This is a genomic window from Pseudomonas sp. URIL14HWK12:I5, assembly GCF_900176445.1.
GTDB classification, from domain to species: domain Bacteria; phylum Pseudomonadota; class Gammaproteobacteria; order Pseudomonadales; family Pseudomonadaceae; genus Aquipseudomonas; species Aquipseudomonas monteilii.
In genome coordinates this window covers 784,500-800,509 of sequence record NZ_FWXQ01000001.1, presented here as the reverse complement: position 1 = coordinate 800,509, position 16,010 = coordinate 784,500, and the positions used below count along the sequence as shown (strand labels likewise).

At 63.1% G+C, this 16,010-nt stretch carries 17 protein-coding genes; 4 read left to right on the top strand and 13 right to left on the bottom strand.

All coding sequences use genetic code 11. From position 1 onward, the window contains the following. The first annotated feature begins 1 nt into the window (after position 1). The 4 genes from lptE (at position 2) to B9A31_RS03695 (ending at position 3,357) form a co-directional block, all read left to right on the top strand. A complete protein-coding gene (gene lptE / locus B9A31_RS03710; protein ID WP_016712177.1) occupies positions 2-607 on the top strand; it encodes an LPS-assembly lipoprotein LptE in 606 nt (201 codons plus the stop codon). A 38-nt stretch (positions 608-645) separates the two neighbouring features. Further along, positions 646-1,683: a DNA polymerase III subunit delta gene (holA, locus tag B9A31_RS03705; protein ID WP_019098019.1), complete on the top strand. Its 1,038-nt coding sequence runs from the start codon at positions 646-648 to the stop codon at positions 1,681-1,683. 132 nt (positions 1,684-1,815) lie between these two features. Further along, on the top strand, positions 1,816-1,980 hold the full coding sequence (arfA, locus tag B9A31_RS03700) for an alternative ribosome rescue factor ArfA (RefSeq protein WP_016712179.1): 165 nt from the start codon (positions 1,816-1,818) through the stop codon (positions 1,978-1,980). Positions 1,981-2,040: 60 nt separating this feature from the next. Next, a complete protein-coding gene (locus B9A31_RS03695) occupies positions 2,041-3,357 on the top strand; it encodes a lytic murein transglycosylase (protein ID WP_025754321.1) in 1,317 nt (438 codons plus the stop codon). 39 nt (positions 3,358-3,396) lie between these two features. On the opposite strand, the gene B9A31_RS03690 is transcribed toward B9A31_RS03695, so the two are convergent. The 13 genes from B9A31_RS03690 to B9A31_RS03630 all read right to left on the bottom strand — a co-directional run bounded on the left by B9A31_RS03690 (position 3,397) and on the right by B9A31_RS03630 (position 15,768). Next, positions 3,397-4,335, bottom strand: coding sequence for a S66 peptidase family protein (locus B9A31_RS03690; RefSeq protein ID WP_019098021.1), 939 nt, complete (start codon positions 4,333-4,335; stop codon positions 3,397-3,399). An 86-nt stretch (positions 4,336-4,421) separates the two neighbouring features. Further along, positions 4,422-5,438: a lipoyl synthase gene (lipA, locus tag B9A31_RS03685; RefSeq protein ID WP_019098022.1), complete on the bottom strand. Its 1,017-nt coding sequence runs from the start codon at positions 5,436-5,438 to the stop codon at positions 4,422-4,424. A 2-nt stretch (positions 5,439-5,440) separates the two neighbouring features. Then, on the bottom strand, positions 5,441-6,088 hold the full coding sequence (gene lipB, locus B9A31_RS03680) for a lipoyl(octanoyl) transferase LipB (RefSeq protein WP_019098023.1): 648 nt from the start codon (positions 6,086-6,088) through the stop codon (positions 5,441-5,443). Further along, a complete protein-coding gene (locus B9A31_RS03675; RefSeq protein ID WP_003249736.1) occupies positions 6,088-6,363 on the bottom strand; it encodes a DUF493 domain-containing protein in 276 nt (91 codons plus the stop codon). Before B9A31_RS03675 ends, lipB begins: the two co-directional genes overlap by 1 nt. Before the next feature lie 73 nt (positions 6,364-6,436). Next, a complete protein-coding gene (locus B9A31_RS03670; RefSeq protein WP_016712184.1) occupies positions 6,437-7,597 on the bottom strand; it encodes a D-alanyl-D-alanine carboxypeptidase family protein in 1,161 nt (386 codons plus the stop codon). A gap of 220 nt (positions 7,598-7,817) precedes the next feature. Continuing rightward, complete coding sequence (locus tag B9A31_RS03665) at positions 7,818-8,819, bottom strand: septal ring lytic transglycosylase RlpA family protein (RefSeq protein ID WP_016712185.1); 1,002 nt, start codon at positions 8,817-8,819, stop codon at positions 7,818-7,820. Then, positions 8,819-9,829, bottom strand: coding sequence for a lytic murein transglycosylase B (gene mltB, locus B9A31_RS03660; RefSeq protein ID WP_025754323.1), 1,011 nt, complete (start codon positions 9,827-9,829; stop codon positions 8,819-8,821). Before mltB ends, B9A31_RS03665 begins: the two co-directional genes overlap by 1 nt. Before the next feature lie 17 nt (positions 9,830-9,846). Beyond that, on the bottom strand, positions 9,847-10,950 hold the full coding sequence (gene rodA / locus B9A31_RS03655) for a rod shape-determining protein RodA (protein ID WP_042131952.1): 1,104 nt from the start codon (positions 10,948-10,950) through the stop codon (positions 9,847-9,849). 38 nt (positions 10,951-10,988) lie between these two features. After that, positions 10,989-12,878, bottom strand: coding sequence for a penicillin-binding protein 2 (gene mrdA, locus B9A31_RS03650; RefSeq protein ID WP_016712188.1), 1,890 nt, complete (start codon positions 12,876-12,878; stop codon positions 10,989-10,991). Between the two features lie 16 nt (positions 12,879-12,894). Next, positions 12,895-13,362 (bottom strand): 23S rRNA (pseudouridine(1915)-N(3))-methyltransferase RlmH, encoded by a 468-nt coding sequence (gene rlmH, locus B9A31_RS03645; protein WP_003249722.1) that lies wholly within the window; start codon positions 13,360-13,362, stop codon positions 12,895-12,897. 10 nt (positions 13,363-13,372) lie between these two features. Continuing rightward, the gene (gene rsfS, locus B9A31_RS03640; RefSeq protein WP_016712189.1) at positions 13,373-13,792 is read right to left on the bottom strand and encodes a ribosome silencing factor; all 420 of its coding nucleotides are present in this window, start codon (positions 13,790-13,792) and stop codon (positions 13,373-13,375) included. Between the two features lie 43 nt (positions 13,793-13,835). Continuing rightward, positions 13,836-14,528, bottom strand: coding sequence for a nicotinate-nucleotide adenylyltransferase (gene nadD / locus B9A31_RS03635; RefSeq protein ID WP_019098025.1), 693 nt, complete (start codon positions 14,526-14,528; stop codon positions 13,836-13,838). Then, positions 14,497-15,768: a glutamate-5-semialdehyde dehydrogenase gene (locus B9A31_RS03630; RefSeq protein ID WP_027610061.1), complete on the bottom strand. Its 1,272-nt coding sequence runs from the start codon at positions 15,766-15,768 to the stop codon at positions 14,497-14,499. The genes nadD and B9A31_RS03630 overlap by 32 nt, the downstream gene beginning before the upstream one ends. Positions 15,769-16,010: the final 242 nt, after the last annotated feature.

Here is a 16,010-nt window from a genome sequence, read left to right as displayed (position 1 = left end):
CATGATCAAACGCAATTTGCTGGTAATCGGCCTGGCGGTCATGCTCAGCGCCTGCGGTTTCCAGCTGCGCGGCACCGGCTCTACCGAGCTGAGCGTGAAGGAAATGGACGTCAGCGCGCGCAACGCCTATGGCCCGACCGTGGTCCAGCTGCGTGAAGTACTGGAGCGTAGCGGCGTCAACGTACATGCTGGCGCACCGTATCGCCTGGTACTGACCAACGAACAGGAGCGCGAGCGCGCGGCCACCTACAACAGTGGTAACCGCACCGCCGAGTACGAGCTGACCACGGTGTTGAACTACAGCATTCAGGGCCTGAACAACCTGGAGCTGATGAGCGACAAGCTGGAAGTGCGCAAAATCTACCTGCGCGACGGCTCGAACATCACCGGTTCCGAGCAGGAAGCCAACCGCGCCCGTGAAGAAATGCGCCGCGATCTGGTCAACGCCATGGTCGTTCGCCTACAGATGCTGAGCCCGTCCCAACTGGACGAGCTGCAGCGCAAAGCCGACGAACGCGCCCAGGCCGAAGCCGCCGCGCTGGAAGCTGCCCGCCGTCAGCAGGCCGAAACGCCTCAGCAGTCGCCGCTGGAAGTACCGGGCAACTAAGCCCGTGTGGGGCACCTTCGGGTGCCCCCCTGTTTCCCATGAAACTCGCCCCCGCCCAACTCAACAAGCACCTGCAAGGTACCTTGGCACCGGTCTACGTGGTCAGCGGTGACGACCCGTTGCTATGCCAGGAAGCCGCAGACGCCATTCGTAATGCCGCGCGTCAACAAGGTTTCGACGAGCGCCAGGTGTTCAGTGCCGACGCAAACTTCGACTGGGGCACCCTGCTCCAGGCTGGAGCGAGCCTGTCCCTGTTCGCACAACGCCGCCTGCTGGAACTGCGCCTGCCTTCGGGCAAACCTGGTGACAAAGGCGCCGCGGCGCTGATGGAATACTGCGCCAACCCCGCCGAAGATACCCTGCTGCTGGTCAGCCTGCCCAAGCTCGACGGTAGTGCGCAAAAGACCAAGTGGGGCAAGGCGTTGATCGAAGGCGCGCATTGCCAGTTCATCCAGATCTGGCCGGTGGATGTGCATCAGTTGCCGCAGTGGATCAACCAGCGCCTGCAACAGGCCGGCCTGTCGGCACAGCGTGACGCTGTCGAGCTGATTGCCGCGCGCGTGGAAGGCAACTTGCTGGCAGCCGCGCAGGAAATCGAAAAGCTCAAGCTGCTGGCCGATGGCAACCAGATCACCGTGGAAACCGTGCAGGCCGCTGTTGCTGATAGCGCCCGCTTCGATGTCTTCGGCCTGGTGGACGCCATTCTCAATGGCGAAGCTGCACATGCCCTGCGTATGCTTGAGGGGTTGCGTGGCGAGGGGGTAGAACCGCCGGTCATCCTCTGGGCTTTGGCCCGTGAGCTGCGCCAGCTGGCTGGGCTAGCCCAACAGTTCAGCCAGGGTGTACCGCTGGACAAGGCCTTCAGCCAGGCCCGCCCGCCGATCTGGGACAAACGCCGACCGCTGGTCAGCAAAGCCCTGCAGCGCTTGTCGGCGCAACGCTGGGCTCAGTTGTTGCAGGATGCCCAGCGTATCGACGCGCAGATCAAGGGGCAGGCCGAGGGGTCGCCCTGGACGGGGCTGTCTCGGCTTTCCCTGTTGATGGCTGGTCAGCGCCTGGCGCTACCTCCAGAATAACTGGGGTCGCGGTGGGAGCGGGCATGCCCGCTCCCACAAGACTGTGATCGACCATAAACTTTATCAATTGGTCCCTACCCGCACCAAGCCCTAAAGTGCGCCCCGAAAACCACCCAACCCGGGAACCCCGCCATGAGCAAAAAGCCGAAAAAGCACGGCCCCAACAAGGCCAAGTCCATCATCGCCCAACCGCTGTTCCGCTGCCGCCAGGAACAACCGGCCAAGGGCAAAGGCAGCTACCGCCGCGAAGCCTTCCAATCGAGAGATTGGGAGGCTTCCTACTTTTTGGCTGCATGAAAGCATCGCAAGCGCAGGCATGGTATGGTCGTCACCTGACCTGCAATTCTGGATCTGTGCATGCTCTTCCGTCTTCTCCCCCGTTGGGAAACCCGCCAGCTGATCGCGGCCTCCAGCTTCATCCTGCTTGTGGCCTGCGCGGAAAAACCCACCGCCGCCGACGCACTGCCGCTGGCCCCTGCGCAACCCGCTCCCGTGGTAACCGTGCCCGGCGCGACGCCTGACGTCAGCACTGAAATCCAGCCTCTGCAAACCTTCGCCCAGTGGCAGGCCGGCTTCCGCCAACAGGCCCTGCAAGCCGGGATTTCACCCAGCACCTTCGACCGCGCGTTCCTCGGCGTCACCCCTGACATGGACGTGATCAAGGCCGACCGTAGCCAGCCGGAGTTCACACGCCCGGTATGGGAATACCTCGAAGGCGCCCTGTCGCCCCTGCGCGTGCGCAACGGCAAGAAGCTGCTGGAGCAGAATGCCGAGCTGCTGACACGTATCGAACAACGCTATGGCGTGGACCGCCAGGTGCTGGTCGCGGTGTGGGGCATGGAAAGCAACTTCGGTCAGTTCCAGGGCAACAAGTCGGTGATCCGCTCACTGGCCACCCTGGCCTACGAAGGCCGCCGCCCACAGTTCGCCCAAGACCAGCTGATCGCTGCGCTGCAAATCATCCAGCATGGTGATATCGAGCCTGAAGCCATGCGCGGCTCGTGGGCCGGCGCCATGGGCCAGACCCAGTTCATCCCGACCACCTACAACACCCATGCCGTGGACTTCGACGGCGATGGCCGCCGCGATATCTGGAACAGCAAACCGGATGCCCTGGCTTCGACCGCGCACTACCTGCAGAGCTCGGGCTGGAAAAGTGGCCAACCGTGGGGCTTCGAGGTACAGGTGCCGGCTGGTTTCGATTTCTGGCAAGCTGATGGCGCGCTGCGCAAACCGGTGAGCGAATGGCTGGCGATGGGCGTGAAACTGCCTGCAGGCACGCAACTGCCCGCCAACAGCAACCAGTTGTCTGCAGCCCTGCTGCTGCCGGCGGGTGCGCGTGGGCCGGCGTTCCTGGTCCTGGACAACTTCCGCGCCATCCTCAAGTACAACAACTCGTCGTCCTACGCGCTGGCGGTGAGCTTGCTGGGGGATCGCTTCAGCGGCTGGGGCTTCATTGCCGGCAGCTGGCCGAAGGAAGACCTGCCGCTGAGCCGCAGCGAGCGTATGGAATTGCAGAACCTGCTGAACAGCAACGGGCATGAGGCCGGAAATGCTGATGGCATTATCGGCGCCAATACCCGCAAGGCCATTCGCAATGCCCAGCAGGGGCTGGGGTGGCCGGCGGATGGGTATCCGACCCACAAGCTGCTGGAAAGCCTGCGCCAACAGTGAGATTGCCGGGGGGGGGGCGTTGCGCCCCCCCCGGCAATCTCAAGCCTTGAACAGGTCCTGTTCCAGCACCAATACCTGCCGATCACTGTCCAGCCTCACCCGAGCCCCCAGCGGCAAGCACACGTTCGGGTCACAATGCCCACTGCGCCACCCCGCCAGCACCGGTATCCCCAGAGGCGCAAAGGTTTCCACCAACAACGGTGCAAGCGCCGCCGTGGTAATCCCGGCAAAATCCCCCACCAGCACGCCCTTGACCCCTTCCAGCTTGCCTGCCAGGCGCAACTGGGTCAGCAACCGGTCCACCCGATACAACGGCTCGTTGACGTCCTCGATAAACAAAATGCAGCCCTGCGTATCCAGCTCGGCCAGCGTCCCCATGGTCGCACCCAGCATCGACAGGTTGCCGCCCAGCAGCGGACCACTGGCCACACCTGCCAATACACTGCTCAAGGCATAGTCCGTCGGGTGCACGATCTGCTCGCCTGCCCGCACATGCCCAGCCAGCTGCGCCAGCAACGACGATTCAGTTGGAGGCAACTTCGCCCCCAGAAGGTCGGCATTGAGCATCCCACCATGGAAGGTAAGCAGCCCGCTATGCCGATAGATCGCAGCGTGCAGCGCGGTAATGTCGCTGTAGCCGATCAACGGCTTGGGGTTGCGCCGAATCAGGTCAAAGTCGAGCCGGTCGAGCAGGCGCATGCTGCCGTAACCACCGCGCATGCACAGGATGGCGTCGATGGCCGGATCGGCAAAGGCATCGTGCAAGTCTTGCAAGCGCTGCTGGTCCGAGCCTGCCAGGTAGCCCTGGGCCTGGTGTACACCGGGGTAAAGGCGGCAGCTGTAGCCACGGTCGGCAAACCACAGGCTGACCTTGTGCGTATCCAGCCGCGCCGCGCCTGCCGGGGCGACAATGGCAAAGCAGGCGTTAGCCGGCAACGCGGCTGGCAGGCTCGGTAGTAAGGTTTCGGCGCAGTTCATTGCGGCTCCTTGCAGCGCTTGGTACACAAACAAAAATGCCGATGCCGCCCTTCGGCGTGCATCGGCATGCGTGCCTCGGACCAGGCTCAGAGCTTGATCTTGGCTTCGTGGGCCTGCTGGTCAGCGTGGTACGAAGAACGCACCAGCGGGCCGGAGGCGACGTTCTTGAAGCCCATCTTGTAACCTTCCTCGGCGAACCAGGCGAAGGTGTCCGGGTGCACGAAACGCTGCACTGGCAGGTGGCTGCGCGACGGCTGCAGGTACTGGCCGAGGGTGAGCATGTCTATGTCATGCTCGCGCATGCGGTGCATCACTTCGATCACTTCCTCGTCGGTCTCGCCCAAGCCGAGCATCAGGCCCGACTTGGTAGGTACATGCGGGACCATCTGCTTGAACTTCTGCAGCAGGTCCAGCGACCAGTCGTAGTCCGAGCCCGGGCGCGCGGCCTTGTAGAGGCGCGGTACGGTTTCGAGGTTGTGGTTGAACACATCTGGCGGCTCTTGCGCGGTGATTTCCAGCGCGACGTCCATACGGCCACGGTAGTCCGGCACCAGGGTTTCCAGCTGCACGCCCGGCGACAGCGCGCGGATCTCGCGGATGCAGTCGGCAAAGTGCTGGGCACCACCGTCACGCAGGTCGTCGCGGTCCACCGAGGTGATCACCACGTACTTCAGGCGCAGGTCGGCAATGGCGACCGCCAGGTTTTTCGGCTCGTCCAGGTCCAGCGGCTTCGGCCGGCCGTGGCCCACGTCACAGAACGGGCAACGACGGGTGCAGATGTCACCCATGATCATGAAGGTGGCGGTACCACCGGAGAAGCACTCGCCCAGGTTCGGGCAGGAAGCCTCTTCACACACGCTGTGCAGCTTGTGCTTGCGCAGCAGTTGCTTGATGCGGTCTACCTCGGGCGATACCGGAATACGCACGCGAATCCAGTCAGGCTTTTTCGGCAGCTCTTCGGTGGGGATGATCTTCACCGGGATGCGCGCCACCTTATCGGCGCCACGCAGTTTTACCCCAGCTTCCACCTTCTTCGGCGCTGGGCGCGGGGTGACATCCTGGGTGGGTATCAGGTTCGGCACGGCTTCTTGCACAGTTGTCATATTCAGTCGATTCCGCCCGTGAGGGTCGTCTGCTCAGCGTAGTCGAGGTGCTTGACCAGCTGTCCGCGCAGCCTTGTCCTGACCTCGTCGAGTTCGATCGGACCTGCCAGGTCGCGCAGCTGGGTCATCGCCAGCCCCGCATAGCCGCAGGGGTTGATTCGGCGGAATGGCGCAAGGTCCATGTCCACGTTCAGGGCAAGGCCGTGGAACGAACGGCCGTTGCGAATTCGCAGGCCGAGGGAGGCGATTTTCGCTCCATCGACATAGACGCCCGGGGCGTCGGGCTTGGCAGAAGCCTGCACGTCGTAACTGGCGAGCAGGTCGACCAGCGTCTGCTCGATACGGCTGACCAGCTCGCGCACGCCAAAGCCCAGCCGGCGCACATCCAGCAGTAGGTAGGCCACCAACTGCCCGGGGCCATGGTAGGTCACCTGGCCGCCGCGGTCGGTCTGCACCACCGGGATGTCGCCCGGCACCAGCAGGTGCTCGGCCTTGCCAGCCTGGCCCTGGGTGAAGACCGCGGGATGCTCGACCAGCCAGATTTCATCCTGGCTGTCCGGGGTGCGCTGCTCGGTGAAGCGACGCATGGCCTCCAGCACCGGTTCGTAGGGCTGCAGGCCGAGCTCGCGAAAACCGAGGCAGGCGGACATCAAAGCACCATTTTCACGATGCCGGTAGCGCGCAGGGCGCTGTTGATATCGTGCAGCTGGTTCTCGCTTTCGGCAACGATGTGCAATTGCACGGTGGTGTACTTGCCTTCCTTGCTCTGGCGCTCGGCCAGGGTGGAGAGGTCGACTTTGGCGTGCTTGCTGAGGATTTCGATCACGGTGTCCTTGAAGCCGACAACGGTATCGCCGATTACCTTGATCGGGTAATCGTCGCAAGGGAATTCGATTTTATGCGACTTGACGTCTGGTTCGCTCATGGCGGAAACGGCCTCGTAAGCCGTGGCAACAACAATGCCCCCGCGAGATACGCGGGGGCATGCAGGTCACGTATCAGTTGAACAACCCGTAGAAGAATAGACGGATGCTATCCCACATACGGCGGAAGAAACCACCTTCCTCGACGCCATCGAGGGCGATCAGGTCGGCACTGTGAACCACTTTCTCGTCCAGTTTGACTTCCACTTTGCCGATCACGTCACCTTTGGCGATGGGTGCGGTGAGCTGCGGGTTCATGGTCATCGAAGCCTGCAGGCGCTTCAATTGGCCTTTAGGCATAGTCATGGTCAGGTCGTCGGCCAGGCCAGCCTTGATCTGGCCGGTGGCGCCCTTCCAGACAGGAGCCTGGGTCAGCTCGGTGCCCTTCTGGTAGAAGGTCTGGGTTTCGAAGAAGCGGAAGCCATAGGTCAGCAGCTTCTGGGTTTCGGCAGCACGCGATTGCTCGCTGTTGGTACCGAACACCACGGCGATCAGGCGCTGGCCGTCGCGAACGGCCGAAGCCACCATGCAGTAGCCAGCTTCGTCGGTGTGGCCGGTTTTCAGGCCATCGACGGTCTTGTCACGCCACAACAGCAGGTTGCGGTTCGGCTGCTTGATGTTGTTCCAGAAGAATTCCTTCTGCGAATAGATGGCGTAGTGGGCCGGGTCGACGGTGATGATCGCACGGGCCAGGGTGGCCATGTCGTGCGCAGACGAATAGTGGTCCGGGTGCGGCAGGCCGGTCGGGTTCATGAAGTGGCTGTTGGTCATGCCCAGGTCGGCAGCCGTCTTGTTCATCATGTCGGCGAAGGCATCTTCGCTGCCGGCGATGTGCTCGGCCAGGGCGACCGAAGCGTCGTTGCCGGACTGGATGATGATGCCGTGCAGCAGGTCGCTGACGGTCACCTGGCTGCCCACCTTGATGAACATGCGCGAACCGCCAGTACGCCAGGCGTTTTCGCTGACGGTGACCGGGTCGTTTTCACCGATCTGGCCACGGCGGATGTCCAGGGTGGCGATGTAGGCGGTCATCAGCTTGGTCAGGCTGGCCGGCGGCAGGCGCTCGTCACCGTTGTTCTCGACCAGCACGTTGCCGCTGGACGCGTCCATGAGTACGTAGGACTTGGCTGCCAATTGAGGTGGTGCCGGCGTCATCTGCTCAGCCGCGAAGGCGGCAGGCGTGATCATCAGCAGTACAGGCAGGCAAAGTCGTTTGGCAAGGTTGGTGATGTTCATCCGTCTCTCGAAAATCGCTAATGGTCTGAGATGTTCCCTGGGCAAGATCGTGTGCCCAGCGCCAGTCAGTCTAGTTTTTTGGCCGTCGGCCTGGCCCACGAACGTGCGGCTTTATGTCGCTGCGGGCAAAAGCCGTCATTGTACATGGGCGCGCCCGGCAATTCATGACAAAACCGACAGTTTGGTTGCGGCCACGCTGATGGCCGCCCCATATAAACGGTCAGTCTGCTGTGACCAGCTTGGCCTGCCCCAAGTTCGCCAGGCGGATGCTGTCTTGTGCCTGCTGGATCTCGCCCTGGCTGCCAATCGGCCCCAGGCGTACGCGGTGCAGGGTCTGCTGGTTACGCACGATCGAGCTGATGAACACCGGCGCATTGACCATGGTGCTGAGCTTGGAGCGCAGCAGCTCGGCTGCGTCCGGGTTGGCAAAGGCGCCTACCTGCAGGAAGCTGCCGCCGTTGCCCGCCGGCACGTTGTTGCCCCCCACCTGCACCGGCACCACCGGCGCTGCGTGCTGCTGCGGCGGCGGGGTCCATTGCTCGACACGCCCGGTGTTGGCCGGGATCGCCTGGGTCTGGGCTACCTGCGGTTCTTTGAGCACCATCGGCGGCGTCTGGCCACGCTGGGCCCACCACTGCTGCGGGTCGATACCCTCGACGCGCACATGCGCGGTGCCGATCTCGGCGTAACCCAGCTTTTTCGCAGCCGCATAGGACAGGTCGATAATACGGTCGGAATAGAACGGGCCACGGTCGTTCACACGCAGGATTACGCTGCGACCGTTGGCCAGGTTGGTCACCCGCACATAGGCCGGCAGCGGCAGCGTCTTGTGCGCTGCGCTCATGCCGTACAGGTCATACAGCTCGCCGTTGGCGGTGTTCTGCCCATGGAACTTGGTGCCATACCACGACGCGGTGCCCTCGGCGCGGTAGTTGCGCGAGTCCTGCATCGGGTAATAGGTCTTGCCCAGCACCGTGTACGGGTTGGCCTTGTAGTTGCCCGTATGCACGGTCGGCGTGGCATCGGGGATCTTGTTCACATCCACGTCCCACCACGGCGCGCCGTCCTTGTGTGCCCGGTTGATGTCCAGGCCTGGCTGACTGCGCACGACGTTGCCACTGCTTTGCTGGGCCGGGCGGTTGGAGGAGCAACTGGCCAGCACCACGCCAACGGCGAGGCAGGTGAGCAGCTTGAAAGAATTGGCAGAGATGATTGCGCGCATTACTTGACGCCCCGTACTTGAACCAGCTGTTCCGCAAGCTGATGCACCGCCATGGCATACATCACGCTGCGGTTGTAACGCGTGATCGCGTAGAAGTTCTTCAGGCCCACCCAGTACTCGGGGCCATTGTCACCCTCAAGGCGGAAAGCGGTAACCGGCAGATCATCGCGCAGCGAATCATGAACCGACCAGCCGAGCGTGCGCAACTCCCCGACGGTTTTCACAGGCTCGATGCCTGTGGTCAGGCCTTCGTCGGCGCGCGCGCCATCCACCCAGGCGCGGCTGACCACGCCCCCACCGGCCACCCAGCCATGGCGCTTGAAGTAGCTGGCGACGCTGCCAATGGCATCGTCCGGGTTGTTCCAGATGTTGATGTGGCCATCGCCGTCAAAGTCCACCGCAAAGTTGCGGAAGCTGCTCGGCATGAACTGCGGCAGGCCCATGGCGCCGGCGTAGGAGCCTTTGAGCGTGAGCGGGTCGAGCTGTTCATCGCGGGCCAGCAACAGGAATTCGCGCAGTTCCTTGCGGAAGAATTCAGCCCGAGGCGGGTAGTCGAAGCCCAGGGTCGACAGGGCATCGATCACCCGGTAGTTGCCGGTGTTGCGGCCGAAGAACGTTTCCACACCGATGATGGCGACGATGTACTGTGCCGGCACGCCGTATTCCTGCTCGGCACGGGCCAATACCGCCTCGTGCTGGCGCCAGAAGTCCACACCACGGGCGATGCGCGCGTCGGTGAGGAACATCGGCCGGTAGTCCTTCCACGGCTTGACCCGTTCGGCCGGGCGCGAGATAGCGTCGAGGATCGACTGCTTTCGCTGCACGTCAGCGAACACGCCCATCAGCTGCTCAGGGGCAAAGCCATAGTCGCGGCTCATTTCGCCGACAAACTGGGCCACCTGCGGCGAGCCTTGGTAATCACCGGCGTGGGCCAGCTGTACAGCGCCGAACAGGCCCACCGCGCCGATCCACGGCGCACAACGGGCAGCCCAGTTACGCACTGCTTGCATGAAATTCTTCACCTTATTCAAACCTGTGCGATCCATTTGCGGTGCGTGTGGATCGACATCAGAACGCCAAACGCTGACAGCAGCGTCACCAACGATGTTCCGCCATAGCTGATAAACGGCAGCGGCACGCCCACCACGGGGAGAAGGCCGCTGACCATTCCGATATTGACGAACACGTATACAAAAAAGGTCATGGTCAGGCTGCCCGCGAGCAGCTTGCCGAACAGGGTCTGCGCCTGGGCTGTGATCATCAGGCCACGGCCGATCAGCAACAGATAGACAATCAGCAACAGGCAGATGCCGACCAGGCCGAATTCCTCGCCCAGTACGGCGATGATGAAGTCGGTGTGGCTTTCGGGCAAAAAGTCCAGGTGCGATTGGGTACCGAGCAGCCAGCCCTTGCCGAACACTCCGCCCGAACCGATTGCGGCCTTGGACTGGATGATGTTCCAGCCCGTGCCCAACGGGTCGCTCTCCGGGTCGAGGAAGGTCAGTACCCGCTGCTTCTGGTAGTCGTGCATCACGAAGAACCACATCGCCACCGCCACCGGCACTGCCGCTGCCAGCACGCTGAGGATCCAGCGCCAGCGCAGGCCGCCCATGAACAGCACGAAGGCACCGGAGGCAAGGATGAGCAGCGCGGTGCCCAGGTCGGGCTGGCGTACGATCAATATGAACGGCACGCCAATCAGCACAAGGCTAATGGCCACGTGCTTCAAATGCGGTGGCAAGGTGCGTTTGGACAGGTACCAGGCGATGGTCGCCGGCATGATGATTTTCATGAATTCCGAGGGCTGGAAGCGGATCACCCCGGGGATATTGATCCAGCGCGTGGCCCCCATGGCGTTGTGGCCCATCACGTCCACCACCACCAGCAACAGCACACCGGTCAGGTAGGCCAGCGGCACCCAACGGGCCATGAAGCGTGGCTCGAGCTGGGCGATGACGAACATCGACACCAGGCCGATGCCGAACGAGGTGGCCTGCTTGAGCAGCAAGTCCCAGTTCTTGCCACTGGCCGAATACAGTACGAACAGGCTGCCGGCCGCAAGGGTGAGCAGAATGACCAGCAAGGGGCCGTCGACATGGATGCGCTGCAGAAAGCTGGCGCGCCGACGCATCACATCCTCGCTGGAGAGCATGCGATCGAAATTGTTCATCACAGGGCCGATTCCTGGGTCACGGTGGCAGGCGCGAACTCGGGCTTGAGCCGGCCGTTTTCGTCGAGCAGCCAGGCGTCCATGATCTGGCGTACCACGGGGGCAGCAACACCAGAGCCGGACTCACCGTTCTCGACCATCACCGAGACCACGATCTTCGGGTCATCGGCCGGGGCAAAGGCGACGAACAGGGCGTGGTCGCGGTGGCGCTCCTGAAGTTTGTTGCGGTCGTACTTCTCACCCTGCTTGATCGCCACCACCTGGGCGGTACCGCTCTTGCCGGCAATGCGGTACTGGGCGCCAGCAGCCGCCTTGCGTGCGGTACCACGGGCGTTGTGCATCACCTGCTCCATGCCGTGGGTGACCTTGGCCCAGTCGGACTTGTCACGCAGCACGATGTTGTCCATGGGGTTTTCGTCCACCGGCGGCTGGCCTTCGATGGTCTTGGCCAGGTGCGGGCGGTTCCACACGCCCTTGTTGGCGATCAATGCGGTGGCCTGGGCCAGTTGCAGTGGCGTGGCCTGCATGTAGCCTTGGCCGATGCCGAGAATCAGGGTTTCACCCGGGAACCAGGCCTGGCGGCGCGTGGCACGCTTCCATTCACGCGATGGCATCAACCCGGCGGACTCCTCGAACATGTCGAGGGAAACCCGCTGGCCGATGCCGAACTTGTTCATGTAGCTGGACAACCGATCGATGCCCATCTTGTGCGCAAGGTCATAGAAGTAGGTGTCGTTGGAACGCATGATCGCGGTGTCCAGATCGACCCAGCCATCGCCGGAGCGGTTCCAGTTACGGTATTTGTGGTCATAGTTGGGCAACTGGTAGTAGCCCGGGTCGAACACCCGGCTGCTGGCGTTGACCACGCCACTGTCCAGGCCGGCAATCGCCACGGCCGGCTTGATGGTCGAACCCGGCGGGTACAGGCCACGCAGCACGCGGTTGAACAGCGGCCGGTCTATCGAGTCGCGCAGTTCGGCATAGGCCTTGAAGCTGATGCCCGTCACGAACAGGTTGGGGTCGAAACTTGGCTGACTGACCATCGCCAGCACCTCGCCAGTACGCGGGTCGAGCGCCACCACTGCGCCACGTCGGCCGCCCAGCGCGGCTTCGGCGGCTTCCTGCAGCTTGATGTCCAGGCTCAGCACGATGTCCTTGCCAGGTTTCGGGTCGGTGCGCTTGAGCACTCGCAGCACACGGCCACGGGCGTTGGTCTCGACTTCCTCGTAGCCGACCTGGCCGTGCAAGGCGTCTTCGTAGAAGCGCTCGATGCCGGTCTTGCCGATATGGTGGGTGCCGCTGTAGTTCACCGGGTCAAGGGTTTTCAGCTCTTTCTCGTTGATGCGCCCCACATAACCCACCGAATGGGCGAAATGCGCCCCCTGCGGATAATGCCGCACCAGCTGCGCAACCACTTCCACACCTGGCAGGCGGAACTGGTTTACTGCCACCCGGGCGATCTGCTCTTCATTCAGCTCGAACAGGATCGGCACGGGCTCGAAAGGCCTACGGCCCTGACGCATGCGCTTCTCGAACAGCGCCCGGTCGTCGGCAGTCAGCTCCAGCACTTCGACGATAGTATCCAGCACTTCTTGCCAGTTACCTGCACGTTCGCGGGTCATCGACAGGCTGAAGCTGGGCCGGTTGTCGGCAACGATCACCCCGTTGCGGTCGAAAATCAGCCCGCGAGTCGGCGGAATCGGCTGCACATGCACCCGGTTGTTCTCCGACAGCGTCGAGTGGTAGTCGTACTGGATGATCTGCAGGTAATACAGCCGCGCGATCAGCACACAAATAAGCAGCATGATCGCCACCGCGCCAACCACGACGCGGTTGCGCACCAAGCGGGCGTCTTTCTCGTGGTCCTTGAGACGGATCGGCTGCGACATCGGACTGCTTACAGACTCATTTGTGGTAAGGGTGCCCGGACAACACGGTCCAGGCGCGGTAGATCTGCTCGCCGATGAGTATCCTTACCAACGGGTGCGGCAGGGTCAGCGGCGACAACGACCAACGTTGCTCGGCGCGCGCACAGACCTCAGGCGCAAGGCCTTCCGGGCCCCCCACCATCAAATTCACCGTGCGCGCATCCAGGCGCCAGCGGTCCAGCTCGGTCGCCAGCTGCTCGGTACTCCAGGGCTTGCCATGGACCTCGAGGGTGACAATGCGTTCCCCAGGCTGCACCTTGCTCAGCATGGCTTCGCCCTCCTGACGGATCAGGCGGGCGACGTCGGCATTCTTGCCACGGGTGTTCAGCGGGATTTCCACCAGCTCCAGCGACAGCTCGGCAGGCAGGCGCTTGGCATATTCATGCCAGCCTTCCTCGACCCACTTCGGCATGCGCGAGCCGACCGCGATCAGGCGCAAACGCACAGCGCTGCCCTTATTCGCGGTCTTTGAGCTTGTCGGAGTACTCGTGAGCGTGGTCCGGGCTGTGGTGCTTGCCATCGGCAGCACGGCTTTGCTCGGCACCCTGCCACAGGCGCTCCAGGTCGTAGAACTGGCGGGCAGCGGCAGTCATCATGTGCACGATGACGTCGTTCAGGTCCAGCAGCACCCAGTCGCTGTCGCCCTTGCCTTCTTCACCCAGTGGTTGGGCGCCCTTGGCCTTCACGGCTTCGCGGACCTTTTCCAGCATCGCGTTGATCTGGCGGTTGGAGGTACCGGTGGCAATGATCATGTAGTCGGTCAGGCTGTGCTTTTCGCGCACGTCGATGACCTGGATGTCCTGGGCCTTGACGTCTTCCAGCGCTGCCTTGGTCAGGGCGACCAGTTCTTCGCCGTAAATTTTCTGCTTGGTCATATAAAACTCGTTCAACTCGTTGGATGAGGCGCCAGAGGCACCGTCAGTTGGGCGCACGATACAGTTCGTGCGCCTCGATGTAGGCCAGTACGGCGTCCGGCACCAGGAACCTCACCGATTTGCCGCTGGCCAGCAGCTGTCGGATCTGTGTAGCCGACACCGCAAGCGGCGTCTGCCAGACGAACGAAATATTTCCCGCCGGGCCGGACATGGCGGCAGGATCGCTCTCCGAGCGCGCAGCCAGCAGGTTGCGCAGCTCGTCAGGGGGTTCTACGTCGGCATCCGGGCGTTGCAGCACCAGGATGTGACAGTGTTGCAGCAATTCTTCCCAGCGATGCCAGGTAGGGAGGCCACAGAAGGCATCCCAGCCCAGCACCAGGAACAGCTGGTCGTTGTCGGCCAGTTCGGCGCGGATCGACTCCAGCGTTTCGATGGTGTACGACGGTTTGTCACGTTCCAGCTCGCGGGCATCGACGCTCAGGCAGGCAACGCCTTGCACCGCTTCACGAACCATCGCCAGGCGATCCTCGGCGGCCACCTGCGGGGTGTCGCGGTGCGGCGGCCGGGCGTTGGGCAGCAGGCGCAACTCATCCAGCCCCATGAACTCGGCCACTTCCAGCGCGCTGCGCAGGTGGCCGATGTGCACGGGGTCGAAGGTGCCGCCTAGAATGCCGATGCGCCGGACTGCCTGGGCCTTGCTCAACTCAGCACGACCCCTGGCCGCGCAACTGGCCATCGCCGATGACCACGTACTTCTCGCAGGTCAGGCCTTCCAGGCCGACCGGGCCACGGGCATGCAGCTTGTCGGTGGAAATGCCGATTTCCGCACCCAGGCCGTACTCGAAGCCGTCAGCAAAGCACGTCGGGGTGTTGAGCATGACCGACGCCGAGTCGACTTCAGCCATGAACTGGCGAGCTTCGCCCTGGTGTTCGCTGATGATCGAGTCGGTGTGGTGCGAGCCATAGTGGTTGATGTGCTCGATGGCCTGGTCCAGGCCGTCCACGATGCGGATCGACAGGATCGCGTCCAGGTACTCGGTGTGCCAGTCGTCTTCGCTGGCAGGCTTGGCCTCGATCAGCGCACGGGTACGCTCGCAGCCACGCAGCTCCACGCCCTTCTCCTGGAAGCGGCGGGCCATTTCCGGCAGGAAGCGCTCGGCCACCTGCTGGTCGACCAGCAAGGTTTCCATGGCGCCACAGATGCCATAGCGGTAGGTCTTGGCGTTGAAGGCCACGTTCCAGGCCTTGTCCAGGTCGGCATGCTGGCTGACGTAGACGTGGCAGATACCGTCCAGGTGCTTGATGACCGGCACCCGGGCATCGCGGCTGATGCGTTCGATCAAGCCACGGCCGCCGCGCGGCACGATGACGTCGACGAACTGCGGCATGCTGATCAGCGCGCCCACGGCTTCGCGGTCAGTGGTTTCGACCACCTGAACCACGGCGGCCGGCAGGCCGGCTTCAGCAAGGCCACGCTGAATGCAGGTGGCGATGGCGCGGTTGGAATGGATGGCTTCGGAGCCGCCGCGCAGGATGGTCGCGTTACCCGACTTCAGGCACAGGCTGGCGGCATCGATGGTCACGTTCGGGCGCGATTCGTAGATGATCCCGATCACCCCCAGCGGTGTGCGCATCTTGCCGACCTGAATGCCCGATGGGCGGTAGCTCATGTCGCGAATCGCACCGACCGGGTCCGGCAGGCTGGCCACCTGGCGCAGGCCGGTGATCATGCTGTCGATGCGTGCCGGGGTCAGCGCCAGGCGGTCGAGCAGCGCCGGCTCCAGGCCATTGGCGCGGCCGGCGGCCAGGTCCAGCTCGTTGGCGGCCGTCAGCTCGGCACGGGCAGCATCCAGCGCATCGGCGGCGGCTTGCAGGGCGCGGTTCTTCTGCGCGGTGCTGGCACGGCCGATCACCCGGGAAGCCTCACGGGCAGCGCGACCCAGGCGGGTCATATAGTCAAGAACGGACTCAGTCATGGGTTCGGTGTCTTGGCGAAGGGGAAATCGGCTGATTATAACTGCCGCGCAGGTGTACGCCCAGCGGCGGGTGGCGGATGGTAGAAAATGGTAGTTCGTCTCACGATTATCTGCGCCTGTGAAATCGAGCGCCGCGCGGGCGGCGCTCGATTTCAACGACAACGAATACACCACGGCGAGCACACCGAAGCCCCACCAATGAAACATACAGATACCATTCAATCGCGCCCCTGGTTCAGCCT